Consider the following 24,409-nt stretch of genomic DNA (forward strand, 5'->3'; position numbering starts at 1 on the left):
GGAATTAGCATGGAACCGTTATCTTCTGATGCCGGCAGCGCGGAAAATATCCCGCAGTATTCTATCCGTAACCACCCGATTCAGGGTTTCCGGAATCAGGCACATTTTCTGGATTATCTGTTTAAGGACGGACAGATCAGAACCGGTACACTGGTGGCCATTAATGCTGAAAAAGTCATGACCGCCGAACAGGATGAGGCGCTGCACACACTGCTGAGCAACGCGGAATATCTGTATGCGGATGGGATCAGCATTGTTCGTGCTATCCGCCGCAAATACCCGCAGGCGGATGTCTCGCGGATTGCCGGGGCGGATTTGTGGGAAGGGCTGATGGAACGCGCCGGACAGGAAAACACGCCGGTGTTTCTGGTCGGCGGCAAGCCGGAAGTGCTGGCGGAAACCGAAGCCAAACTGAAAGCACAGTGGAATGTCAATCTGGCAGGCACGCAGGATGGTTATTTCACCGCAGAACAGCGTGATGTCCTGTTTGAGCGTATCCGCGACAGCGGCGCAAAAATCGTGACAGTGGCAATGGGCTCGCCGAAACAGGAAATCTTTATGCGCGACTGCCGTAAGATCCACCCGGATGCCCTGTATATGGGCGTGGGCGGTACTTACGACGTCTTTACCGGTCATGTGAAGCGTGCGCCGAAGGTGTGGCAGAACATGGGACTGGAGTGGCTCTACCGCCTGTTATCACAACCGACCCGCTTCCGCCGTCAGTTAAAACTGCTGAAATTTCTGGGTTATTACTACGGTAATAAATTATAATTGCCCCTGTCCGGGCGGCTTTTTGCGGGAAAATGCTCTCTTTATCAGCAAAGCGGGCAAAGACTGAGCAAACAATACATTTGTGAAAAAAAGCACTGGACAGACGGATGAGAAATCCGTACTATCCTCTCCCGCAACGGCGCAAAGCGCCCGTAGCTCAGCTGGATAGAGCGCTGCCCTCCGGAGGCAGAGGTCTCAGGTTCGAATCCTGTCGGGCGCGCCATTATGCGTGTAAGAGTTACGGTATAGTATTTCGTTGTTGTAAGTAGTAAAATGTTGCGATGTTATGGTGGCTATAGCTCAGTTGGTAGAGCCCTGGATTGTGATTCCAGTCGTCGTGGGTTCGAGTCCCATTAGCCACCCCATTTAATAACATGTAACATGACTGTAGTGATGAACCTGCGAGGGTGGCGGAATTGGTAGACGCGCTAGCTTCAGGTGTTAGTGTTCTTACGGACGTGGGGGTTCAAGTCCCCCCCTTCGCACCATCATCATGAAAAGTCAGCCTTTCGGCGAGTAGCGCAGCTTGGTAGCGCAACTGGTTTGGGACCAGTGGGTCGTAGGTTCGAATCCTATCTCGCCGACCATATTCAGAGAAAGCCCCGCTTACAGCAGGGCTTTTTCGTTTCTGCGGTTTCTGTTTTTTCCTGCCCTGTTTTTCTTCCTGCTGCCGTTCCGCAGCTGATTTTTGTTTCTTTTGTGCTGATGCTGCTGTGGTGTTCAGGCAGACAAAAATACACACGTTTCCTGTGAAACCGCCGATATTAGTGGCGTCTGATAATTTCTATATAAATCATTATATTATGAATGTTGTATAGATCCAGCGACAACGGGCATAATGCATGTCGCCAAAATGAGACATTTAATCTTTTGATATATAACGATTTAAATAATGCTGTCAGAAAACGTCGCAAAACAGAGACACTGCGGACAGATTTGCATCAGTGATTGATAAGCAGAAGGCAGGATAAAAAAAATAAACCCACGGGAACCGTGGGAAACCGAGAAGGCGTAAAAGTTGGCACGTCTTGTGCATTACATCAGGGTGTAGATGCTCATCTCATTTCTTATGTTTGCGTAAGCTTCATAAACCCGGAGATGACGCAGAGCTAAATTCGGTGCCTATTGTCCGGGTTATCGATGTAAAAGATCCCGAAATCTTTACATCACCAACAGGACGTAACGTTGAGTGAGGCACCATCCGTCTGTAGACCTGATTGTATTTTATACACCTATCGTTTCGCGATAGGTGTTTTTTTATGTCTCATTCTTGCCATCAATAATGTATTCCGTCAATCCCTTTTAATGATGTTCCGGCATAAAAAAAGCCAATCCGGCAGGATTGGCTCTGTGTGATAAAAAAGAATCCGCCTGTGCTTATTCGCGGGGCGTTTTTTCATCCGGTAACGTCAGGGTATTGAGCAGAGCATTACGGCGGATCATGGCAGATTCCTCATACTTTTTCTGCTTATCCAGCACATCGGCCAGCCAGGCGGCATCATGGGTGTCCTGACGGACGCTCAGCGCGGATTTAAAGTATTTCTCCGCATCTTCCCAGCGTGTTTCCTGCATGGCCAACTGCCCGAGGGTACTGTTGAGCAGCGGCTGATCCGCATCTTCCTTCTGCATCTGGTTCAGCACCTTGCGGATGGCTTTTGGATTGTCTGTCCGGATCTGCGGCAGCAGCATCAGCAGGCGCTGATCTTTCTGACGCTTCAGTCCGTCGAGCACCACCGCTTCCGCATCCGCCATATCATCACCGGCGATAAAGTGCTGCGCGGCCGCCACGGCCATCTCCGGATTGTGGCGCAGATGGCGGCTGAGATTTTTCCACCAGTGGCGCAGCGCATCGCTGCCGTCCTGATCCGCAACCTGCTGCATCATACCGAGCCAGGCACGGATCTCCGTCTGTTCAACCTGCTCATCCGTAAATTCGCCGGATTTTTTCATCTGCGGCAGAATGGCAATCAGGGATTTCCAGGCACCGGAGCGCGCATACACCTGTTCCGCCAGACGCAGTACTTCCGGATGGCGCGGTGCGACTTCCAGCAGATTATCGATAGCGGTTCTCGCCGCCGGAATTTCATCGCGGCTCAGCAGAATACGGGCACGGGTGATATCCACCGGTAACTGATGACGCCCTGCCAGCTCGGAAGCCCGCTCCAGATACTGATTGGCGCGGAGATTATCGCTGCGCTGCTGTGCTGCTTCCGCTGCCAGCAGATAGTTGACCAGCGGTTGCTCGGCATTATCTGCACTGCGGCTCAGTAATTTTTCCACCTGACGGAAATCCCCTTCCGCCAGTTTGAGCAGCGCATCGTTGGTCAGCGCACGGGCGCGGTTGCGTTTATGACCGCCAAACCAGCCGAGGGTGCGGGAGCTGCCGCTTTTCAGACGACGCCAGCACCAGCCCAGCAGCATCAGAACCGCCTGAAGTACCAGGAAGATGATGATCAGGCCGGTGACACTGGTTTCAATATCAAAATTATTGGTCTGGATCAGGACATAACCCTGATGTCCGGCCATCAGCGGGCCGACAATAATCCCGGCAATCAGGATAAGAAACAGAATAAAGACTTTAAACATCTGTTATCCCTCCTGTTGCGGTGCCGCTTCCGGCTGTGCCGGTGCAGCAGCAGGTGTTTCCTGCGGTGCCTCAGCCGGTGCCGGCGGCGGGGTTTCATCGTTGAGCAGGCGGCGGATGCGGGTCTGTACCAGTTTATCCAGCAGCGGCTGGCTGGTCAGGCTGTCCGGCGCACTCATTGAGATCGGCTGGGCGGCCAGCGCATCCACTTCGGCCAGGAAGGCGGCGTTGGTCGGATCGCTGTCAGAGAAATAGGCACGGACCCAGGTGGAGACCGCATCCAGTGACTGTTTGTAGCTCTCTTCCTGGTGACGCGGCACCGCCTGAGCAGCGATCAGTAACTGGGCGCGGATATTCTCACGGACATAAATGTCCTGATTCGGTGCCAGCAGCGGAGCAGAGGTGTTGTCACGGCGGCGGATGGTGATGAAATCATTCATAAACCCTTTCCAGCTTTTGGTCAGGTTAGTGCGCCAGTCCGCAACGGAGGAGGTCAGCCCTTCACTGTCACTGCTGTCCATCGGCGCGCCGTCACGGCTGCCGTCATCCAGACGCAGATTATCCACCTGACCGGCAAGCTGGTTCAGGCGCAGGATCGTGCCGTCAAAATCGATCTGACTGACGGCGGAGAGTGCCGTAATGTCATTACGCAGCGCGGTACGCACATCGAGCAGACCCGGATCATTCATTTCGGCGAGGCTGGCATCGGCATTTTTCAGCAGTACCATCGCGGTGACCACATCCTGGTCATTCCACAGTTTGCGCTCTGCCATTTTGACCAGGAAATCCGCCTGAGCCAGCAGCCAGCTTTTCACATCGGTACTGGACAGCGCGGTGACACGGCTGCGCAGTAAATCCAGCTCGTGTTTCAGAGCCTCTTCCTGCTGCTGATGCTGTGCGCTGAGTGCAGACTGCTGCGCGATAAATTCCTGCATCTGTTTTTGTGTCTGCTGCTGTTCCTGCTGCAGCTGTGCCATCTGAGATTTCAGCTGTGCATTTTCCGCTTCCAGGTTTTTCGACAGCGTCTGAGTACCGGCCTGTGAGGCATACCAGACACCACCGCCGATCAGCAGGATAACGGCCAGGGCGATAGCACCGCGCAGAAAGCCGGAGGGCTGTTTTTCCTCAGCGGCAGGCGGGGTTTTCCGTGGCTGCGGCGCTTCCGGTGCCGGTTTCGGCGCGGTATCAGCCGGTTTACTGTCAGCCGCCGGTGTTTCCGCCGGTTTTTTATCAGACGCCGCTTTGTCAGTGACGTTTTTTGCGGTCGCTTTTTTCCCGGCAGTTGTCTCTTTTTTCTCTGCCTGCGGATCGGTGCCGGTTACGGCATCCTGTGTCTCAGGTACATCAGCCGATCCGGTTTTTTTTTCGTGTTCCGTCATTCGTGGCGTCCCATGTCTGTTCATTGAAGAGCCTGAAGTAAGGCTTCATTATCTGCACCGGCGGCGACATCAATATTCTGCCAGCCCAGTGATTGTGCGATAGCTGCCAGTCTGTCACTGACAACAATAATCCGGCATTGCAGCAGCCAGCCGAGATGCGCGGCCGGTATCAGCTGCCGCAGCAGGTGCAGCATTTCGCCGCTGGTCACGACCAGCGTCTGAACCTGTTGCTGCTGCCACAACAGGGCGCATTCTCCGCCGTCGTAATTCTCAGGTTCGCGGCGGTAACATTCACAGTAATCCACCACTGCGCCCCGTTCGCGCAATGTCTGTGCCAGATGCTCTCTGCCGCCGTTACCGCGCAGCAGAAGTGCGCGGCGGCCGGTCATATCCTGTAAGTCCGGCAGGGTCAGCAGATGTTCGCTGGTTTCCCCGCCGGGCATAAAGGCGGCGGGGAATCCGGTCAGTTGTTCAAAGCAGTTAGCGGTTGACTGACCAATCCCATAATAGCAAAGCTTATCAGACCACAGGTAATTCTGTTGAATAAGCTGTTCATTTGCGTGACAAACCGCATTCTTTGAAAGCAGAAAAAGGGCATCTCCGGGAGAAAGTGCCGCGATTTTGGCAATCAGCAACGGCAGCTCATATCCGGGGGAAATACGGATGAGCGGGGCAGAAAGGGCATTCTGCCCGCGTGAGCGCAGGGCGCTGACCAGGGCTTCACCGGCCGGTGAGGGACGGGTGACCAGGATGGTCATGCAGGCGTGTGCCCCTGATAGACTTCCGTCAGGATACCCCGGGCGCCGTTATCCAGCAGTTCCTCTGCGAGAGAAACCCCGGCGGCGGCGGCGTCCTGCGGGTCGCACAGGCGTTCACCGCGGACAATTTCACTGCCGTCCGGTGCGCCGACCAGCGCGCGCAGCCAGATTTTATCCCCCTGCCAGATAGCATAACTGCCGATAGGCACCTGACACCCTCCTTCCAGCCGGGTATTCATGGCACGTTCGGCACGGACACAGATATCGGTCTGCGCATGATTCAGGACGCTGAGTAAAGAACGGGTACGTTCATCATCCAGGCGGCACTCAATCCCGACCGCACCCTGGCCGACAGCGGGAAGGGACTCTTCCGGCGGCAGTGCACAGCGGATGCGTTCATCCAGTTTCAGGCGTTTCAGCCCGGCGACCGCCAGGATAATCGCGTCATAGTCGCCGTTATCCAGTTTGCCCAGCCGGGTGCCGACATTACCGCGCAGGTCGCGGATCACCAGATCAGGGCGGCGTTCGCGCAGCTGACACTGACGACGCAGACTGGAAGTGCCGACGATACTGCCGGGCGGCAGGGCATCCACACTGTCATAGTGGTTGGAAACAAAGGCATCGCGCGGGTCTTCCCGCTCACAGATAGTGACTAATCCCAGTCCGTCAGGGAAATCGACCGGGACATCCTTCATGGAGTGCACGGCGATATCCGCCCGGTTTTCCAGTAATGCCAGTTCCAGTTCTTTGACGAACAGCCCTTTGCCGCCGACTTTCGCCAGCGGTGTGTCGAGAATAATGTCACCTTTGGTGACCATCGGGACGAGCTCGACGTGCAGCCCGGGGTGGCGCAGTTCCAGTTCCTGTCTGACAAATTCGGCCTGCCACAGTGCAAGCGGGCTTTGACGGGTGGCAATACGCAGAGATTGAGTGGTCATGATAATTATCAGGGATCCTTGTCTTTTTATCCGGTGTTTTTTTATGTGAAACATAGCCGGAAAAATAAGAAAAACTGCCTTTGTTTTATCATTTTGCTGATAATTTTTCCAGTTACGTGACGAGACCTGCCCGGCAGATAACAACGAAAAAAGACGATCAGTGAATAAATAGTCTCAGGCGGGTGGCAGGAGTCTGTCAGTAAATAATTAAAACATATTTTAAATAATAAAAATATTTTGCAATTATAAAATTGTATTAATTAAATCGATTCAATTTAAATAACTATTTCATAGCATTATTAAAATAAATAAAAACGCCCTGAGTGAGTAAGCAGTATTATTTTTTCGGTTAAAAAATGTACAAAAACAGAAACACACCGGTTTTCCCGAATATTTCCTTAGATTTTTTGTGTGTATCCCGGTGATTTTCAACGAAAATATATATTTTACAATTAGTTATCCGGCTAATAACAACTTTGAGTAATCGTGCCTTTTTTAGTGCGAAGCTTTACCCTTTGGCCCGAAGGTGTTAAATTGATCACGTTTCCGGCAATTTAACTTTGGTTCGATTCTTATCATTTTTCAGTATTACCTTATCAGTCTGTATTCATACACGTATAAAGCCGGGCATCAGGTCGTTTCCAGTTACATGAAATAACATCAGGCGAATCCTTTGTATCTTTATATTGAAACACTCAAGCAGCGTTTGGATGCAATAAATCAGCTCAGATCTGAGCGCGCGACCATCGGGATGAGTCGTGCGTTTAAAGACGTGTACAGTCTGCTGCCGGTACTGCTGCATCATCACCATCCGGATATGCCGGGCTATGTGCCGGGTAATGTGCCGCACGGTGTCTGTTTCTGGGCGTCCGATGATTACCAGTCACACTGGCTGGCGGAGTTTTCCCGTCAGCACGGAGAGTGTCTGCCGTGCAATGCCGGCGGCGAACTGCCGATTACCGGTATCTATTCCATGGGCAGCACCTCGTCTGTCGGCCAGAGCCACTCTTCTGATCTCGATATCTGGGTCTGTCATCAGTCCTGGCTTGATCACGATGAAAAACAGAACCTGCGCCGCAAATGCACACTGATTGAAGAGTGGGCAGCCGCAAAAGGTATCGATGTCACTTTCTTCCTGATCGATGAAAACCGTTTCCGCCACAATGCCAGCGGCAGCCTCAACGGTGAGGACTGCGGCTCGACCCAGCATATTTTACTGCTCGATGAATTTTACCGGACCGCCGTGCGGATGGCCGGTAAGCGTCTGCTGTGGGCCATGGTTCCGGCAGAAGAAGAACATCACTATGATGAATATGTTCTCTCCCTTTATGCGCAGGGTGTATTAACCCCGAACGAATGGCTGGATCTGGGCGGTCTGGGCGAATTGTCTGCGGAAGAGTACTTCGGTGCCAGTCTGTGGCAGCTCTATAAGAGTGTGGATTCCCCGTATAAAGCCGTGATCAAAAGTTTACTGCTGGAAGCTTACTCGTGGGATTACCCGAACGGGCAGCTTCTGGCAACTGAGTTTAAAAAGCATCTGCATGCCGGTGAGATTGTTCACCACGGCCTGGATGCTTACACGATGATGCTCGACCGCGTCACCCGTTATCTGAAAGCTATCAATGATGAAACCCGCCTTGATCTGATCCGCCGCTGTTTCTACCTGAAAGTGTGTGAGAAACCGCCTGCAGATGTCAGCGAACGCGCATCCTGCGGCTGCTGCGGCTGGCGCTGTCAGGTGCTGTCTGAGATGGTGAAAGGCTGGGGCTGGTCCCCGGAGCGGCTGGCTGTGCTGGATCGCCGTAATGCCTGGAAAATTGAGCAGGTGCGGGATGCGCACAATGAGCTGCTCGATACCATGATGCAGAGCTACCGCAACCTTATCCGCTTTGCGCGCCGCAATAATCTGAGTGTCAGTGCCAGCCCGCAGGATATCGGCGTGCTGACACGGAAACTGTATGCCGCTTTCGAGGCGCTGCCGGGGAAAGTCACCCTGGTCAACCCGCAGATTTCGCCGGACTTGTCAGAAGAGAATCTGACCTTTATTTATGTTCCGCCGGGCCGCGCCAACCGCAGCGGCTGGTATCTGTATAATCAGGCGCCGACAATCCATACCATCATCGGCCATCAGCCGCTGGAATATAACCGCTATCTGAATAAGCTGGTCTCCTGGACTTACTTCAACGGCCTTCTGACAGACAGAACCCGCGTCTATATTCATAACGGTGAGTCACACTGCGATGAGCAGAAACTGCACGAGCTGGTGCATGATGTATCACAGAATTTCCCTATCCGTCTGCCTGCCCCGACACCGCGTGCGCTGTACAGCCCGTGTGAAATCCGCCATCTGGCGATTATTGTCAATCTGGAGCAGGATCCGACCGCAGATTTCGCCGAGCAGGTCGTGCATTTTGATATGAGCAAGCTGGATGTGTTCAGTTTCGGTCAGGAGCAGAAATGCCTGGTCGGCAGTATTGATCTGCTGTACCGCAACTCCTGGAATGAAGTGCGCACACTGCATTTCAGCGGTGAACAGTCGGTGCTGGAAGCCCTGAAAACTATTCTCGGCAAGATGCACCAGGATGCTGCTCCGCCGTCCGGCGTGGAAGTGTTCTGCTACAGCCGCCATCTGCGCGGGTTGATCAGTACCCGCATCCGCCAGCTGGTTTCCGAATGTATTGAGCTGCGCCTGACCACCAACCGTCAGGATCCGGGCCGCTTTAAGGCACTGCGCCTGGCCGGTCAGACCTGGGGGCTGTTCTTTGAGCGCCTTAACGTCTCGGTGCAGAAACTGGAAAATGCCGTGGAATTCTACGGTGCGATTTCCAACAACAAACTGCGCGGGTTTCCGGTGAAAATCAGCACGGAAACCGGTCATCTGCCGGATGTGGTGGACGGTTATGCCAGTGAGGGGATTATTCAGTTCTTCTTTGAAAACCGTGATGATAACGGCTTCAATATTTATGTGCTGGATGAATCAAACCGGGTGGAAATCTATTCCGGCTGTGAAGGCAGCAAAGAAGACCTGATCCGGGATGTCAGCCGGTTCTATTCCTCTTCCCATGACCGCTTCACTTATGGTTCAAGCTTTATCAATTTCAATCTGCCGCAGTTTTATCAGATCCTGAAAACGGACGGTAAAACACAGGTTACACCGTTCCACAGCACGATGTTCTCCCAGCCTGTGACGGAAGAGCCGCGTGATGCCCCGTATCCGGATTTTCATGCGGATGTCCGGCCGTTACAGTATCAGGCCGCCGGGCAGCGCGGCTGACACACGACGGCACAGGTTCTGTGCCGTCAGTCTGACTCTCAGAAGCTGAACGGTTCGCCGCTCTGCTCGCTGATGGCCTGTGCCAGCATGGCAAACAGCTCGCCGCCGCTGCGGTCACAAATCCATTTATCTGATTTCAGATCAAAATGATAGCCGCCATTACGTGCCGCCAGCCAGATCTGATGAAATGCTTCCTGCTTGTTGATGATAATTTTTGAGCCGTTTTCAAAGCTCAGGGTCATCACACCGCCGTTGGTTTCACAGTCAATATCCGCATCACCGTCGTAATCATCTAATTTTGCTTCAATATCCTGCAACAGCGCATCGGCTGTCCGGTGAAATTCTGTATCGTTCATCGTCATTTCCTATTTGCTTTTCGACATCTAACTGCGATTATAGAGGGTATTGACCGATGATTAACAGGCATGACTGTAAATGAAGAAAAAAATGATCTGTGCGGTATCCGCCGTGATGCTGCTGACCCTGTCCGGCTGCGGACTCAAAGGCCCGCTTTACTTCCCGCCGGAAGAGCCTGCCGCCGCGAAAAGCGCGCCTGCAGCCAAGCCTGCGGCAGAGCAGTCTGCTGTGCAGACTGACAACGCTGAGACCGGCAAAACGCAAAAATGACCACCGGATAACCCCGGTTACTGAGGCGTAAACAGGATCTGAACATGCAGTTCACCAAAATGCACGGCCTGGGTAATGATTTTATGGTGGTGGACGCCGTCACCCAGAATATCTATTTTTCTCCGGAGCTTATCTGCCGTCTGGCAGACCGGCACACCGGTGTCGGCTTTGATCAGCTGCTGGTGGTGGAAGCACCCTATGACCCGGAGCTGGATTTTCACTACCGCATCTTTAACGCCGACGGCAGTGAAGTGGCGCAGTGCGGCAACGGCGCGCGCTGTTTTGCCCGTTTTGTCCGCCTCAAAGGGCTGACCAACAAACGGGATATCCGTGTCAGCACACAGTCCGGACGTATGGTGCTCACGATTGCCGATGATGACAATGTCCGCGTGAATATGGGCGTGCCGGAGTTTGAACCGGCTCTGGTACCGTTCCGCGCGGTTAAAGAAGAGAAAACCTATATTATCCGCGCCGCCGAACGCACGGTTCTGTGCGGTGTGGTGTCAATGGGGAATCCGCACTGTGTTATCCAGGTGGAGAGCACGGAAACGGCGGAAGTTGAGGTTATCGGCCCGGTTCTGGAAAGTCACGAGCGCTTCCCTGAGCGGGCAAATATCGGCTTTATGCAGATCCTGTCGCGTGACCACATCCGTCTGCGCGTATACGAGCGCGGTGTCGGTGAAACACAGGCCTGCGGCAGCGGCGCCTGTGCGGCGGTCTCTGTCGGGATCCGCCAGGGTCTGCTGGCAGAAAATGTGCAGGTGGATTTACCCGGCGGTACCTTGTTTATCAGCTGGGAAGGGGAGGGAAAACCCCTGTTTATGACCGGCCCGGCCACGCATGTATATGATGGTGTTATCCATCTTTAATCATCATAAAGAGGATAAATAGCAATGGACAGTCAACAGGATACCGCCGTATTCGCCCCTTCCGGAGAGCCGGATGAGACGGCGGTGCTGGCGTATCTGAAAGCGCATCCGGATTTTTTCATCCGCAATGCCGCGCAGATCACTGACATGACTATCCCGCACCCGGTAAAAGGTGCGGTTTCTCTGGTGGAATGGCAGCTCGGACGCCAGCGTGAGCGGATAGGCACGCTGACGGATGATCTGATGCAGCTGATGATACAGGCCCGTGAAAACGAACACCTGTTCTCGCGCCTGCTGAAACTGCTGGCATCGCTGTCCGCCGCGACTTCTCTTGATGATTTTTCCGAACGTCTGAATCAGTGGGCGAAGGGGCTGAAACTCAGCCATGCCAAAATTCGTCTGTTTACTGACAGCTGGCGGCTGGGCGCGCCGTTCCGTCATCAGGATCTGTCCTTATCCCGCGCACACTTTGAAGCTATCCGCCTCTCCCGTTTCGGGGACCGCAATCATTATCTCGGACAACTGACCGCCCCTGAAATTCAGCTGCTGCTGCCGGACAGTGCATTTGTCGGCTCAGCGTCTGTATCGCTGCTGGGCGGGCAGCATGACCTCGGCGTAGTGATATTTGTCAGCCGTGACAAGCAGCACTATCAGAAGGACATGGGTACCGCGATGCTGGAACAGGTGGCATATTTCCTGCCGCAACTATTGCAGCGCTGGGTGGAACTGGCATGACGGACAGCGCGGCAGATGACCTGCTGGTCACGGCAGAACAGTTTCTGCAGTATCTGCGGGTGGAGCGCCGGTTAAGTCCGGTCACGATTACCAATTACCGCCGTCAGCTCACCGCGCTGGCGGAAATGATGGTCAGCAGTAAACTCCGCAGCTGGGCGCAGCTGGAACCGGCAACGGTGCGGATGCTGGCCGCAAAAAGCCGCCGTAACGGGTTACAGCCCGCCAGCCTGGCGCTGCGTCTTTCCGCGCTGCGCTCATTTCTCGACTGGCAGGTCAGTAACGGCCTGCTGCCCGCCAATCCGGCCAAAGCTGTCAGTGCCCCGAAACAGGGACGGCACCTGCCGAAAAATATGGATGTGGATGATATTACTCGGCTGATGGATATCAGCAGTAATGATCCGCTGACCGTGCGTGACCGTACCATGCTGGAAGTGATGTACGGCGCAGGGCTGCGTTTATCGGAGCTGGTCGGGCTGAATACCGGGGATTTTGACCTGGCCACCGGCGAAGTGCGGGTGCTGGGGAAGGGCAGCAAAGAACGCAAAGTGCCGCTCGGCAAAACGGCGGTTGCCTGTCTGGAACGCTGGCTGCCGCTGCGTGAGCTGTATGACCCGGAAGACCGGGCGGTGTTTATCTCCACCAAAAGCGGTAAGCGGATTTCAGCGCGTAATGTGCAGAAACGGTTTGAATACTGGGGCCTGCACCAGGGGCTGAACAGCCACCTGAATCCGCATAAGCTGCGCCACTCCTTTGCGACGCATATTCTGGAATCCAGCGGCGACCTGCGTGCCGTGCAGGAATTGCTGGGGCATGCTAATCTGTCCACCACGCAAATCTATACCCATCTGGATTTTCAGCATCTTGCCAATGTGTATGATGTTGCACATCCGCGGGCCAAACGAGGAAAACCGTAATGCGTTTTTACCGCCCCCTTTCACCTGTCCGCGCCATGACGTTCGATCTTGACGACACGCTGTATGATAATCGTCCGGTGATGGATAAAACCGAGGAGGAGGTCATTGCGTTTATCCGTCAGTATGATCCGCGTTTTAGTGAATTACCGGCTGACTATATTAATGTGTTCCGTGACCGGATCCGCCGTCAGCAGCCGGAGATTTTCCATGATGTCAGCCGCTGGCGTCTGCTCTCCTGGCGCACCTTTTTCCTGCATTACGGCTATACCGCCGCCCGTGCTCAGGCCGGGGCGGATGCAGTGATGGCGCATTTTGCGCAGTGGCGCAGCCGTATTGATGTGCCGCAGTCCACGCATGATACGCTGACTGCGCTGGCGGCCAAAATTCCGCTGGTGGCGATCACCAACGGCAATATGGAGCCGGAAAAATGCGGGCTGGCAGATTATTTTACTTTTATTCTCAAAGCCGGTCCTGACGGGCGCGCAAAGCCGTTCTGCGATATGTACCGCACGGCGGCGCAGCGGCTGGCTATCCCGGCAGAAAATATCCTGCATGTCGGCGATAACCTGAATACCGATGTGGAAGGTGCGCTGTGCAGCGGCATGCAGGCCTGCTGGATCAACCTCGACGGCCGTGATGTTTATCACGACCCGGAAACCCGCCTGCTGCCGCATATTGAAATTACACAGTTGGATTCTTTAACCGGACTGTTATAATTTTATCTGTATAAAAAACCAGTTCTTCCGGATCCGGCTGTCCGGAAGCCGCTTTTTCTTCCGCGGCGCTGCCGCACAAAACACTGATGGAAATTATGGACGTCTCTTATCTGCTTGAAAGCCTTAATGATAAACAGCGCGAAGCGGTGGCGGCTCCCCGCTCAAACATGCTGGTGCTGGCGGGTGCCGGTTCCGGAAAAACCCGGGTGCTGGTGCACCGTATCGCCTGGCTGCTGGCAGTGGAGAATGCTTCTCCGTTTTCGGTGATGTCAGTGACATTTACCAACAAAGCGGCGGCGGAAATGCGCCACCGTATTGAAGAACTGGTCGGCACCAGTGAGGGCGGGATGTGGATCGGGACGTTCCACGGCCTGGCACACCGTCTGTTGCGGGCGCATCACCTTGATGCCGGATTACCGCAGGATTTTCAGATCCTCGACAGTGAAGATCAGATCCGCCTGATCCGCCGCCTGATCAAAGCCATGAATCTCGATGAAAAACAGTGGCCGGCCAAACAGGGCTGCTGGTATATCAACGGCAAAAAAGATGAAGGATTGCGGCCTCAGCATGTTGAGAGCTACGGCAACCCGGTGGAAGCCACCTGGCTGCGGATCTACCAGGCGTATCAGGAAGCCTGCGACCGTGCGGGGCTGGTCGATTTTGCTGAACTGCTGCTGCGTGCACATGAATTGTGGCTTAATAAACCGGCGATTTTACAGCACTACCGCGACCGTTTTACCAATATCCTCGTGGACGAATTCCAGGACACCAACAGCATCCAGTATGCCTGGGTACGCATGCTGGCGGGAGATACCGGTAAAGTGATGATTGTCGGTGATGATGATCAGTCTATCTACGGCTGGCGCGGGGCGCAGGTGGAAAATATCCAGCGCTTCCTGAAAGACTTCCCGGGTGCTGTCACCATCCGCCTCGAGCAAAACTACCGTTCTACCAACAATATCCTGAAAGCGGCGAACGCCCTGATCTCCCATAACAGTGACCGGCTGGGGAAAAACCTCTGGACGGACGGCGAGGACGGCGAGCCTATCTCTCTGTATTGTGCCTTTAATGATCTGGATGAGGCGCGTTATGTGGTCGGGCGCATCAAACAGTGGCATGAGAACGGCGGTGCCCTGGCGGACTGCGCGATTCTCTACCGCAGCAACGCCCAGTCCCGTTTACAGGAAGAGGCGCTGTTGCAGGCCGCGCTGCCGTACCGTATTTACGGCGGCCAGCGCTTCTTCGAGCGCCAGGAAATCAAAGATGCGCTGGCGTATCTTCGCCTGATTTCAAACCGTCATGATGACGCGGCATTTGAGCGTGTGGTAAACACCCCGACCCGCGGGATCGGCGACCGCACCCTGGACGTGGTGCGTCAGACGGCCCGTGAGCGGGAACTGACCCTCTGGGAAAGCTGCGGTGTGCTGCTGGAAGAAAAAGCACTGGCGGGACGTGCTGCCTCCGCGCTGGGACGTTTCCTCGAACTGATCAATCTGCTGGCGCAGGAAACTGACGGCCTGCCGCTGCATGTGCAGACTGACCGCGTGATCCGCGATTCCGGACTGCGGGCACACTATGAGCAGGAAAAAGGTGAAAAAGCCCAGGCGCGGATCGAAAACTTAGAAGAACTGGTGACCGCAACCAACCAGTTCAGCTATCAGGATGCTGACGAAGGGCTGACGCCGTTACAGGCATTTCTGTCCCATGCCGCGCTGGAATCCGGCGAAGGTCAGGCGGACCGCTATCAGGATGCTGTCCAGCTGATGACACTGCACTCCGCCAAAGGGCTGGAGTTCCCGCAGGTCTTTATCGTCGGGGTGGAAGAGGGCATGTTCCCGGGCATGATGTCGATGGAGGAGAGCGGCCGTCTCGAAGAGGAGCGGAGGCTGGCCTATGTCGGTGTGACCCGTGCCATGCAGAAGCTGACTCTGACCTATGCCGAGACCCGCCGTCTGTACGGCAAAGAGGTGTATCACCGGCCATCCCGTTTTATCGGTGAACTGCCGCCGGAGTGTGTGGAGGAAGTGCGCCTGCGTGCTACCGTATCCCGCCCGGTTAATCATCAGCGGCTGGGTACACCGATCACCGCCAATGACAGCGGTTATACCCTCGGGCAGCGTGTCCGTCATCCGAAATTCGGCGAGGGCACTATCATCAATATGGAAGGTAACGGCGAGCATACCCGCTTACAGATAGCCTTCCAGGGTGAAGGGATCAAATGGCTGGTGGCCTCCTACGCCAAACTGGAAAAACCCTGATCTCCCGCAGAGTAAGGTGTTAATCGGATAATAACCGGTTGACACCCTTTTTCATCTGCGCATAACATGCGCACAATTTTTCTTTTCCTTTCGTTCCCGGAGGCCGCATACCATGCTGAGCGCATTCAGAGTTGACAATAAGCGTTTGCAACGTCTTGATTTAGAAGAGGGCGACGCCCTGACAGATGCGCTGTGGGTGGATATTTCGGAGCCGGAAGAGCATGAACGGCAGCTGATTCAGACGCAGTTCAACCAGGAGCTGGCAACCAGTCCGGAACTGGACGATATCGAAGCCTCCGCACGCTTCTTTGAGGACGATGACGGGCTTCACGTTCACTCCTTTTTCTATTACGAAGATGCGGACGACCACGCCGGAAACTCCACTGTGGCATTTACCCTGCGTGACGGGCGTTTATACACGCTGCGTGAGCGGGAACTGCCTGCTTTCCGCCTGTACCGTATGCGTGCCCGTAAACAGACTATGCAGGACGGCAACGGTTATGAAATCCTGCTGGATCTGTTTGAAACCAAAATCGAGCAGTTGGCGGATGAAATCGAAAACATCTACAGCAATCTGGAAACACTCAGCCGGGCGATTATGAAAGGCAAACAGGATGATGAGTTCGATAAAGCCCTGTCTGCCCTGGCCGAGCAGGAAGATATCGGCTGGAAAGTCCGTCTGTGTCTGATGGATACCCAGCGCGCGCTGAACTTCCTGGTCCGCCGTACCCGTCTGCCGGCGAATCAGCTGGAGCAGGCACGTGAAATCCTGCGCGATATCGAATCCCTGCTGCCGCATAATGAATCCCTGTTCCAGAAAGTGAACTTCCTGATGCAGGCGGCAATGGGCTTTATCAATATCGAACAAAGCCGCATTATCAAAATCTTCTCCGTTGTTTCTGTGGTATTCCTGCCGCCGACACTGGTGGCATCGAGTTACGGGATGAACTTCAAATTTATGCCGGAGCTGGACTGGTCGCTGGGGTATCCCGCTGCGATCGGGGTGATGGTTGCTGCTGCACTCGCGCCGTATCTTTACTTCAAACGCAAGAATTGGCTGTAACATCCAACCTCAGAAAAATGTGAATTCAATGCCCTTTGCAATCAGCATGTAAAGGGCGGTCCAGACCCCGGCAGAGAGCAGACAGGTTACCAGCACGCGGGTCTGTGTGAAACGCAGCAATCCGGCCGCCATCGGGATCAGATAGCGCAGCACCGCAATAAACCGTGAGGTAAACAGGATCAGCAGCCCGCTGGTCTGAAGCCGTGCCTGGGCTTTACCGAGGGCGGTTTTGTATTTCGCCATCAGCCCGGGAAAATAGTTGCGGGTGATAATCAGGCGGCCGAGATAATACGAAATCATCGAGCCACAGGCCGCGCCCAGCGTAATCACCAGCCAGATAATTACCACCGGAACGACCGGAAATGCCAGGGTCACCACCGTCATCAGCATGACAGAGGCGGGTGGCAGTACGGAGGAGAGAATAATCGTGGATTTGCTCAGGGCGATAACAAACAGAATGGCCAGCAGCCAGAGCGGGTGGTCGTGCAGTACCGCCAGATGATGCGTGATCCAGTCCATATTTATCCTCCCGGTGACAGCACCGGCAGATCCGGCGCTGTCTCACAGAATATCACGCTTTTTTGTAACGGTGGCGCTGGGTGTACAGTGCATCCAGGGTAAAGACAATCAGTCCCGCCCAGATAAAGGCGAAGGTGATCAGCCGCTCAGCGGAAATGGCCTCGCCATACGCGGTGGTCGCCAGCACAAACATCAGGGTCGGACCGATGTACTGGAAGAAGCCGAGCGTGGAGAGACGCAGATGGTTAGCTGCCTCAGTAAACAGCAGCAGCGGCACGGTGGTGATAATCCCGGCGGCAATCAGCAGCAGATTCAGCGTCAGGCTGTTCATGGTCATATTGCTGGTGGCGCTGTTGGCAAAGAAAAGCAGATAAATACCCGCAACCGGCAGCAGCCACAAGGTTTCCACCAGCATCCCGCCCTGGGCATCCACCCCCAGTTTTTTGCGCAGCAGACCATACAGGCCGAATGTCATGGCCAGACTCAGCCCGATCACCGGTACAGTACCGAACTGCCAGAGCTGGATCAGCACGCCGGTAAAGGCGAGACACACCGCAAACCATTGCAGGCGGCGGAAACGCTCACCGAGAAAGAGCATCCCGAACAGTACGTTGACCAGCGGGTTAATAAAGTACCCGAGGCTCGCTTCCAGCATATGGTTGTGGTTTACCGCCCAGATATAGATCAGCCAGTTTGAGGCAATAATGCAGGCGGTCAGCGCTAGGATCATGATTTTCTTCGGCTGGCGGATAATCTGGCGGATACGCGGCCACTGGCGTGACACAGTGATCAGCAGGATCATAAAAAAGAATGACCAGATAATCCGGTGTGTCAGGATCTCATCCGCAGGCACCTGTTGGATCAGTTTGAAATACACAGGGGCAATACCCCAGATAAAGTAAGCGCCGAGAGCACAAAGGACGCCTTTTACGGTCTGTTGCTGGCTCATGATAGTCCAAGTCTGAAAGAAAGAAGAAAAGAAGATGCCTGCCGGCGCGGTCACTCTCGCATTGATACCACATAGTTACAACGTGAATAATCACGTCATTAATTAATTATTCGTAAAATGTGATCGCCTGCGATACGCCGGATGGCGGTAAAGACGTTAAAAAGATGTGAAAGTGTAACGTGCATCACAAAATTACACCAGCAGGCGTGCGCAAAAAAACTCAGCACCGATCGAATATTATCACCGTCCGTGCGGATAGTCTGTTATCTGATGGCAAACTGAGCTAGCATAGAAGCATCTTTTCACCGGCAGAATGCACTGCCCGGATTTCTGTTTCACCTGAGGAGCTGCGTGTCTACCGCTGAAGTCATCAATACCCTGCCCGACGCTGACGCTATCCTGCGCCAGGTCTTTGGTTATCAGCAATTCCGTGCCGGACAGTCCGATATTATCAATACCGTGACCGGCGGACGCGATTGTCTGGTGGTCATGCCGACGGGCGGCGGGAAATCACTGTGTTACCAGATTCCGGCACTGATGCTGCCGGGGCTGACAGTGGTGGTGTCACCGCTGATTTCCCTGATGAAAGATCAGGTCGATCAGTTGCGCCTGCTCGGGGTGGAAGCCGGTTATCTGAACTCGGCACAGACCGCGCAGGAACAGCAGAAGGTACTGGAAGGGTGTCACAATAACCGCATCAAACTGCTGTATGTGGCACCGGAACGCCTGCTGATGAGCAGTTTTATCCGCCAGTTACAGCAGTGGCAGCCGTCGCTGCTGGCGGTGGATGAAGCGCACTGTATCTCTCAGTGGGGACACGATTTCCGGCCGGAATACTGCGCGATAGGCGAGCTTCGCCAGCATCTGCCGGGTGTGCCGGTCATTGCCCTGACGGCTACCGCCGATAACACCACGCGCTCTGATATTTGTTCGCGGCTGCGCCTCAGTGATCCGCTGATCCACATCAGCAGCTTTGACCGCCCGAATATCCGCTACACACTGGTGGAAAAATATAAAGCGTTTGATCAGCTGTGGATGTTTGTCCGTGGTCAGAAAGGCCAGTGCGGCATCATTTACTGTAACAGCCGTAATAAAGTGGAAGATGTTGCCGCCCGTCTGCAAAAGCGCGGACTGAGTGTCGCGGCGTATCATGCCGGCCTGGATAATTCGCAGCGTGAATGGGTCCAGGATGCCTTCCTCAAGGATAACTTACAGGTCGTGGTTGCCACGGTGGCGTTCGGAATGGGGATTAACAAATCCAACGTCCGTTTTGTCGCGCACTTTGATATCCCGCGCAATATCGAATCCTATTACCAGGAAACCGGTCGTGCCGGACGTGACGGGGTCAGTGCGGAAGCGGTTCTGTTTTATGACCCGGCGGATATGGCGTGGCTGCGCCGCTGCCTGGATGAAAAACCGGCCGGGCCGCAGAAAGATATCGAGCAGCACAAGCTGAATGCTATGGGCGCGTTTGCCCAGGCGCAGACCTGCCGCCGCTTGGTATTGCTCAATTACTTCGGCGAGAACCGCCAGACACCGTGCGGCAACTGCGATATCTGCCTGGATCCGCCGAAGCAGTATGACGGGCTGGTTGAGGCGCAGCAGGCGCTGTCCTGCATCTACCGCGCCGGGCAGCGTTTTGGTCTGGGGTATATTGTGGATGTGCTGCGCGGCTCGAATAACCAGCGGATCCGTGAATACGGACACGACAAACTCGCGGTTTACGGCATCGGCAAAGACAAAAGCCAGGAACACTGGGTGAGTGTGCTGCGCCAGTTGATCCACTTAGGGCTGATAACGCAAAACATTGCTAATTATTCTGCGTTACAATTAACCGAATCCGCCCGCCCGGTTCTGCGCGGCGAAGTGCCGCTGCAACTCGCGGTACCGAGGATCCAGAATATCAAGCCGCGTCAGACTGCCCGCAGTTACGGCGGTAATTACGACAAAAAACTGTTCGCAAAACTGCGCAAATTGCGCAAATCCATTGCGGATGAGGAAAATATCCCGCCGTTTGTGGTATTTAACGATGCCACTCTTATTGAAATGGCGGAACAATGCCCGGTCAGGGCAAATGATTTACTCTTGATAAATGGCGTCGGAGAGCGGAAACTGGAACGATTCGGCGATGCATTTATGGCCCTTATCCGCGAGCATCTCACCGGATTTGATGACTAAAGGAGCACCCTATGCTGCCACCGGAAACCCTGAAAGCAAGCTGGCTGGAACGCGAAGCGGAGTATTCTGCCTTTGTGAACGGCCCGTTACTTGATTTCTGGAACCGGCGGGATGAGCGGACATTTCAGGGCGCGGATGATGTCACTATCCGCTATGTGCAGTTTACCGATCCTGACCATGATAAAGTGCTGGTGATCAGCTCCGGACGCAGCGAAAGCTACGTCAAATATCCGGAAGTTCTGTACGATTTTTTCCACCTCGGTTTTGATGTCTTTATTATGGATCACCGGGGTCAGGGGCTTTCCGGGCGGATGCTGGATGATCCGCAAAAAGGCCATGTCGAGCGTTTTGACGACTATATTGATGATTTTTCTCAGTTCACCAATATCGCACTGGCGGAGAAAAATTACGCTTACCGTTATGCACTGGCTCACTCGATGGGCGGTGCGATACTGGGCGGTTATCTGTTACGCGAGCCGGACACCTTCCGTGCCGTGGTATTATGTGCCCCGATGTTCGGCATCAATTTACCGATGCCGATGTGGCTGGCGAATATGATTGTGAACCGGGCCGATAAACGGCCGTCGGAACGCAATGAGTATGCGGTATCAACCGGGAAGTGGCAGCCGTTGCCGTTTTTAATCAACATGCTGACCCACAGTTACCCGCGGTACCGGCGTTACCTGCGCTGTTATGCTGACTATCCTGCTTTACGTCTCGGCGGACCCACGTATCACTGGTTACGCGAAAGCATTGATATCGGACAGAAAATAATTGCGCAGGCGGGAGAGATAAACACCCCGCTGATGGTGCTGATGGCATCAGAGGATAAGGTGGTGGACAATCGGGAGTTGCTGGCTTTCTGCGAAAATCGCCGTAAAGCCCGGACAGGACAAGAAGAAGAACATATGCCTCTGACGTTTGAGGGAGCTTATCACGAGATCCTGTTCGAAGAAGACGCGTTGCGCGCTGTCGCGCTCAATGCGATTTGTCATTTTTTCGGACTCCACTAATCAATTTTCAGGAATTTGCATATGTATCATGTGGTTGCTTCAGATTTAGACGGAACGTTATTATCACCTGCCCACAGTTTGACCCCCTACACCAAGGAAACCCTCCGCCTGCTGACCATCAATAAAGGCGTGCATTTTGTTTTTGCCACCGGCCGCCACCATGTGGATGTGGCGCAGATCCGTGATGCGCTGGGGATTGATGCGTTTATGATCACCTCCAATGGCGCGCGGGTACACAACACCAAAGGCGAGCTGGTATTCAGTCATGATGTGGATCCGGATGTGGTCCGCGAGCTGTGCCTGATGGAGTTTGATAACCCGGATATCCTCACCAACTATTACCGGGGTGACGGCTGGATGATCAACCGGGAAAGCCCGGAACAGAAAGAGTTTTTCCGGGAATCTGTTTTTATGTATGAGCTGTTCGACCGCAATGATTTTCCGGTTGATCAGGTCTGCAAAGTCTACTTCACCTGTGATGACCACGAGAAGCTTGTCGCGCTGGAAGCCAAAATCCGCGTGCGTTTCGGTAATAAAGTGAATGTCAGTTTCTCTCTGCGCAGCTGTCTGGAAGTGATGGCCGGAGGTGTCTCAAAAGGTGAGGCGCTGCAACAGGTCGCAGAATCACTGGGCTACCGCCTGAATGACTGCATTGCTTTCGGTGACGGCATGAATGACCGTGAAATGCTGGAAATGGCCGGAAAAGGCTGCATTATGGCGGGTGCGCATCAGCGCCTGAAAGATATTCTGCCGGAAATGGAAGTGATTGGCTCCAATGCGGATGACGCGGTTGCTCATTATCTGCGCCGGTTATATCAGCAGTAATTTTTATATTCAGACAGACTGAAAGCCGCCGGAAAATAAATCCGGCGGCTTTTTTATTTCTGAGGGTATTATCAGGAAAATGCCAGGAACGGCGACACACAGAGCAGCAACCCGGTAAATATAATCAGATACAGGGAGATGCCTTTATATTTATGCAGCATCGGGACTTTATAAACCAGATAAGCCGGAATCAGACAACCGACCATCCCGAAAATCGGACTGCATATTGAGGTGAAACTCAGCACCGGTGCGTTGAGAATAATGGCGCCCCAGGCCAGCAGTACCGCAAATACCATAATGCCGTATTTCACCAGGGTTTCATTAATCCGCTCCGCAGGCATCATGCGCTGCAGAATATTCATCACAATCCCCTGCGTGGCTTCGCGGAACCCGAGATATACCCCAAAGAACGCCGTCATAACCGCAAAAATATTCAGCATCACACTGACTACTGTCACCCATCCGCCGGGGAAGAATTTAGCGGCGATTGCCAGTGCGGAAATATTCTGCTGATAAGCTTTAACCGCCTCGTCATGACCCATTGCCAGAGTAAAGGAAACGGCATAGAAAAAGACAGTACAGAACAGGATAATAAAAGCGATATTCATCGCCCGCAGTGCTTTAAAGCGGGCCACTTCCCGGTTCAGATTCTGATTACGGAATGAAATGACCATCGGGCTGAGCGTCTGAATAAACAGAATGGATGTCAGAGTAAACGGCAGTGTAATAACCGCTTCTTTAATTAAACGGCCAGCCGGCGGCAGTGAACCGATATTATACAGGTGCCACATACCCACCATCGATATACCGAGTGCGGCGACAATAAACAGCTTGGTCAGCACCATAAAACCGGATAATTTAAATAACAGCTTTTCGCCGCGTGAAGAGATGGCGACCAGCAGACAAATCAGAATTAATCCGTACCACGGGCTGTCAGATAATAATCCTTCTGTCACACCGAAAGTCTGGAAATAAGACGCACTGTCATTTGTGATGGCGGTGGAATAAACAAACATCCAGATCACCAGCATAATAAAATACAGCGCTCCGAGTAAAATCCCCCAGTTTTTACCGAGATAACCGGTAATCACACTCGGATAGTCTTTACATTCCGGGGATTCCGCGAGGGTGTTAATAAATAACCGCTGGAACAGATACATGGCCGGATAGCCGATAACGGAGGACAGCAGGAAAACCCATAACCCCATCAGACCGACCTGAACCGGTAAGAAAACAATACCGGCGCCGATTGCCATCCCGATACTCATAATAACCCAGCCTGCGTCGGTACCATCAAATTTAGTCGCTGCACGCCACTGCTCTTCACTCATCCCGGCATTTTCCGCTGCGGAACGTGTCGTATTTATCGCCATAAATAACATCCTTAATGTTTAAATCTTAAACAATGTTGTTCTTAACGGGTGCGATTTAAACAACGTATTATGTAATAACGTTTTGTTATCAGCAGGCTTATTTTTTAATATCTTTATCATAAAGGATATAAATCAGAAAAAATAATGCTTTTTAGAGAGGAATAAGGTGATATCAGGAGAAAAATTTTCTCCCGGGCGGCAGTAATCATGATTAAACGTGGTATGAAGCAAACGGGGTAATCATTAATATTGCTTATCAGGTATAAATTTACGTGAAGAAGTGATTTTATAAAAAATGAGAGCTCTGTGGCATACGTGATATTGACCCCGGAAATGAACAAAGCGTGAGTTGTTCCTGTAGTATCCGGGGAGCGCTTCTGTTATATAAAAGCGATTACGGATAAACAAGGGTGTAATATGATGAAGATGTTCCGGATGATCTGAATCAGAAGTATGGCCAATAATAAATACTGATAATCAGGAAATGTCAGGTGAAAAAAATAGTATTGCTTGTGTGCTTTACCTTTTCGGTCAGTGCATTCGGTTATATTACTTATGACCCGAACGATCCGAATATAAAAGCCGTGTGCAGAGACGGCTCTTATTCTACCTCGAAAGGACGCGGCACCTGTTCACATCACGGCGGAGTGGATCACTATCTGTGAT

Annotated in this window: 21 protein-coding genes and 4 tRNA genes; 17 read left to right on the forward strand and 8 right to left on the reverse strand. The window is 53.4% G+C overall.

The window, feature by feature from the left end; genetic code table 11:
• The first annotated feature begins 9 nt into the window (after window positions 1–9).
• From wecG to ACSBQN_RS11745, 5 genes are all read left to right on the forward strand, one after another.
• Window positions 10–771 (forward strand): lipopolysaccharide N-acetylmannosaminouronosyltransferase, encoded by a 762-nt coding sequence (wecG, locus tag ACSBQN_RS11725; protein WP_024474227.1) that lies wholly within the window; start codon window positions 10–12, stop codon window positions 769–771.
• A 146-nt stretch (window positions 772–917) separates the two neighbouring features.
• Window positions 918–994, forward strand: a tRNA-Arg gene (locus ACSBQN_RS11730).
• Window positions 995–1,060: 66 nt separating this feature from the next.
• A tRNA-His gene (locus ACSBQN_RS11735) sits at window positions 1,061–1,136 on the forward strand.
• 36 nt (window positions 1,137–1,172) lie between these two features.
• Window positions 1,173–1,259: transfer RNA gene (locus tag ACSBQN_RS11740), tRNA-Leu, on the forward strand.
• Window positions 1,260–1,281: 22 nt separating this feature from the next.
• Window positions 1,282–1,358: transfer RNA gene (locus ACSBQN_RS11745), tRNA-Pro, on the forward strand.
• A gap of 790 nt (window positions 1,359–2,148) precedes the next feature.
• Here the strand turns inward: ACSBQN_RS11745 and ACSBQN_RS11750 are convergent.
• The 4 genes from ACSBQN_RS11750 to hemC are packed head-to-tail and all read right to left on the reverse strand — an operon-like array spanning window position 2,149 to window position 6,430.
• A complete protein-coding gene (locus tag ACSBQN_RS11750; protein ID WP_024474228.1) occupies window positions 2,149–3,357 on the reverse strand; it encodes a heme biosynthesis HemY N-terminal domain-containing protein in 1,209 nt (402 codons plus the stop codon).
• A gap of 3 nt (window positions 3,358–3,360) precedes the next feature.
• Window positions 3,361–4,734 carry a uroporphyrinogen-III C-methyltransferase gene (hemX, locus tag ACSBQN_RS11755; protein ID WP_024474229.1) on the reverse strand — a complete coding sequence of 458 codons (1,374 nt, stop codon included), beginning with the start codon at window positions 4,732–4,734 and terminating at the stop codon, window positions 3,361–3,363.
• A gap of 20 nt (window positions 4,735–4,754) precedes the next feature.
• Window positions 4,755–5,492: a uroporphyrinogen-III synthase gene (hemD, locus tag ACSBQN_RS11760; RefSeq protein WP_024474230.1), complete on the reverse strand. Its 738-nt coding sequence runs from the start codon at window positions 5,490–5,492 to the stop codon at window positions 4,755–4,757.
• Complete coding sequence (gene hemC, locus ACSBQN_RS11765; protein ID WP_152696544.1) at window positions 5,489–6,430, reverse strand: hydroxymethylbilane synthase; 942 nt, start codon at window positions 6,428–6,430, stop codon at window positions 5,489–5,491. The genes hemD and hemC overlap by 4 nt, the downstream gene beginning before the upstream one ends.
• A gap of 673 nt (window positions 6,431–7,103) precedes the next feature.
• Here hemC and ACSBQN_RS11770 point away from each other — a divergent pair.
• A complete protein-coding gene (locus ACSBQN_RS11770) occupies window positions 7,104–9,704 on the forward strand; it encodes a class I adenylate cyclase (RefSeq protein ID WP_354633094.1) in 2,601 nt (866 codons plus the stop codon).
• Window positions 9,705–9,742: 38 nt separating this feature from the next.
• Here ACSBQN_RS11770 and cyaY read toward each other — a convergent pair whose 3' ends face one another.
• On the reverse strand, window positions 9,743–10,060 hold the full coding sequence (gene cyaY, locus ACSBQN_RS11775) for an iron donor protein CyaY (RefSeq protein ID WP_024474233.1): 318 nt from the start codon (window positions 10,058–10,060) through the stop codon (window positions 9,743–9,745).
• A gap of 79 nt (window positions 10,061–10,139) precedes the next feature.
• Between cyaY and lptM the strand changes: the two genes are divergently transcribed.
• The 7 genes from lptM to corA all read left to right on the forward strand — a co-directional run bounded on the left by lptM (window position 10,140) and on the right by corA (window position 16,886).
• Window positions 10,140–10,331 (forward strand): LPS translocon maturation chaperone LptM, encoded by a 192-nt coding sequence (gene lptM, locus ACSBQN_RS11780; protein WP_004234431.1) that lies wholly within the window; start codon window positions 10,140–10,142, stop codon window positions 10,329–10,331.
• A gap of 44 nt (window positions 10,332–10,375) precedes the next feature.
• The gene (dapF, locus tag ACSBQN_RS11785; protein WP_004234433.1) at window positions 10,376–11,200 is read left to right on the forward strand and encodes a diaminopimelate epimerase; all 825 of its coding nucleotides are present in this window, start codon (window positions 10,376–10,378) and stop codon (window positions 11,198–11,200) included.
• A gap of 24 nt (window positions 11,201–11,224) precedes the next feature.
• Window positions 11,225–11,935, forward strand: a complete 711-nt coding sequence (locus tag ACSBQN_RS11790; RefSeq protein WP_036409476.1) for a DUF484 family protein — start codon at window positions 11,225–11,227, stop codon at window positions 11,933–11,935.
• The gene (gene xerC, locus ACSBQN_RS11795) at window positions 11,932–12,849 is read left to right on the forward strand and encodes a tyrosine recombinase XerC (RefSeq protein ID WP_024474235.1); all 918 of its coding nucleotides are present in this window, start codon (window positions 11,932–11,934) and stop codon (window positions 12,847–12,849) included. Before ACSBQN_RS11790 ends, xerC begins: the two co-directional genes overlap by 4 nt.
• The gene (gene yigB / locus ACSBQN_RS11800; RefSeq protein WP_024474236.1) at window positions 12,849–13,565 is read left to right on the forward strand and encodes a 5-amino-6-(5-phospho-D-ribitylamino)uracil phosphatase YigB; all 717 of its coding nucleotides are present in this window, start codon (window positions 12,849–12,851) and stop codon (window positions 13,563–13,565) included. Before xerC ends, yigB begins: the two co-directional genes overlap by 1 nt.
• A gap of 86 nt (window positions 13,566–13,651) precedes the next feature.
• Complete coding sequence (gene uvrD / locus ACSBQN_RS11805; RefSeq protein ID WP_024474237.1) at window positions 13,652–15,823, forward strand: DNA helicase II; 2,172 nt, start codon at window positions 13,652–13,654, stop codon at window positions 15,821–15,823.
• A 112-nt stretch (window positions 15,824–15,935) separates the two neighbouring features.
• Complete coding sequence (gene corA, locus ACSBQN_RS11810) at window positions 15,936–16,886, forward strand: magnesium/cobalt transporter CorA (RefSeq protein ID WP_004241337.1); 951 nt, start codon at window positions 15,936–15,938, stop codon at window positions 16,884–16,886.
• A gap of 9 nt (window positions 16,887–16,895) precedes the next feature.
• Here corA and ACSBQN_RS11815 read toward each other — a convergent pair whose 3' ends face one another.
• Window positions 16,896–17,405, reverse strand: a complete 510-nt coding sequence (locus ACSBQN_RS11815) for a DedA family protein (RefSeq protein WP_004234447.1) — start codon at window positions 17,403–17,405, stop codon at window positions 16,896–16,898.
• Window positions 17,406–17,457: 52 nt separating this feature from the next.
• Complete coding sequence (gene rarD / locus ACSBQN_RS11820) at window positions 17,458–18,354, reverse strand: EamA family transporter RarD (RefSeq protein ID WP_036409478.1); 897 nt, start codon at window positions 18,352–18,354, stop codon at window positions 17,458–17,460.
• A 351-nt stretch (window positions 18,355–18,705) separates the two neighbouring features.
• On the opposite strand from rarD, the gene recQ reads away from it, so the two are divergent.
• Genes recQ through yigL form a run of 3 tightly spaced genes read left to right on the forward strand, consistent with a single transcriptional unit; the run spans window position 18,706 to window position 22,370 of the window.
• The gene (gene recQ, locus ACSBQN_RS11825) at window positions 18,706–20,532 is read left to right on the forward strand and encodes an ATP-dependent DNA helicase RecQ (protein ID WP_024474239.1); all 1,827 of its coding nucleotides are present in this window, start codon (window positions 18,706–18,708) and stop codon (window positions 20,530–20,532) included.
• Window positions 20,533–20,543: 11 nt separating this feature from the next.
• A complete protein-coding gene (pldB, locus tag ACSBQN_RS11830) occupies window positions 20,544–21,545 on the forward strand; it encodes a lysophospholipase L2 (RefSeq protein WP_214167233.1) in 1,002 nt (333 codons plus the stop codon).
• 21 nt (window positions 21,546–21,566) lie between these two features.
• Window positions 21,567–22,370, forward strand: coding sequence for a sugar/pyridoxal phosphate phosphatase YigL (gene yigL / locus ACSBQN_RS11835; protein WP_024474241.1), 804 nt, complete (start codon window positions 21,567–21,569; stop codon window positions 22,368–22,370).
• A gap of 71 nt (window positions 22,371–22,441) precedes the next feature.
• On the opposite strand, the gene ACSBQN_RS11840 is transcribed toward yigL, so the two are convergent.
• Window positions 22,442–23,752, reverse strand: coding sequence for an amino acid permease (locus ACSBQN_RS11840; RefSeq protein ID WP_152696557.1), 1,311 nt, complete (start codon window positions 23,750–23,752; stop codon window positions 22,442–22,444).
• Between the two features lie 482 nt (window positions 23,753–24,234).
• Between ACSBQN_RS11840 and ACSBQN_RS11845 the strand changes: the two genes are divergently transcribed.
• Window positions 24,235–24,408 (forward strand): DUF3761 domain-containing protein, encoded by a 174-nt coding sequence (locus ACSBQN_RS11845; RefSeq protein WP_004241344.1) that lies wholly within the window; start codon window positions 24,235–24,237, stop codon window positions 24,406–24,408.
• The last annotated feature ends 1 nt before the right edge of the window (window position 24,409 follow it).

The organism is Morganella sp. B601, from assembly GCF_051172335.1.
GTDB classification, from domain to species: domain Bacteria; phylum Pseudomonadota; class Gammaproteobacteria; order Enterobacterales; family Enterobacteriaceae; genus Morganella; species Morganella morganii.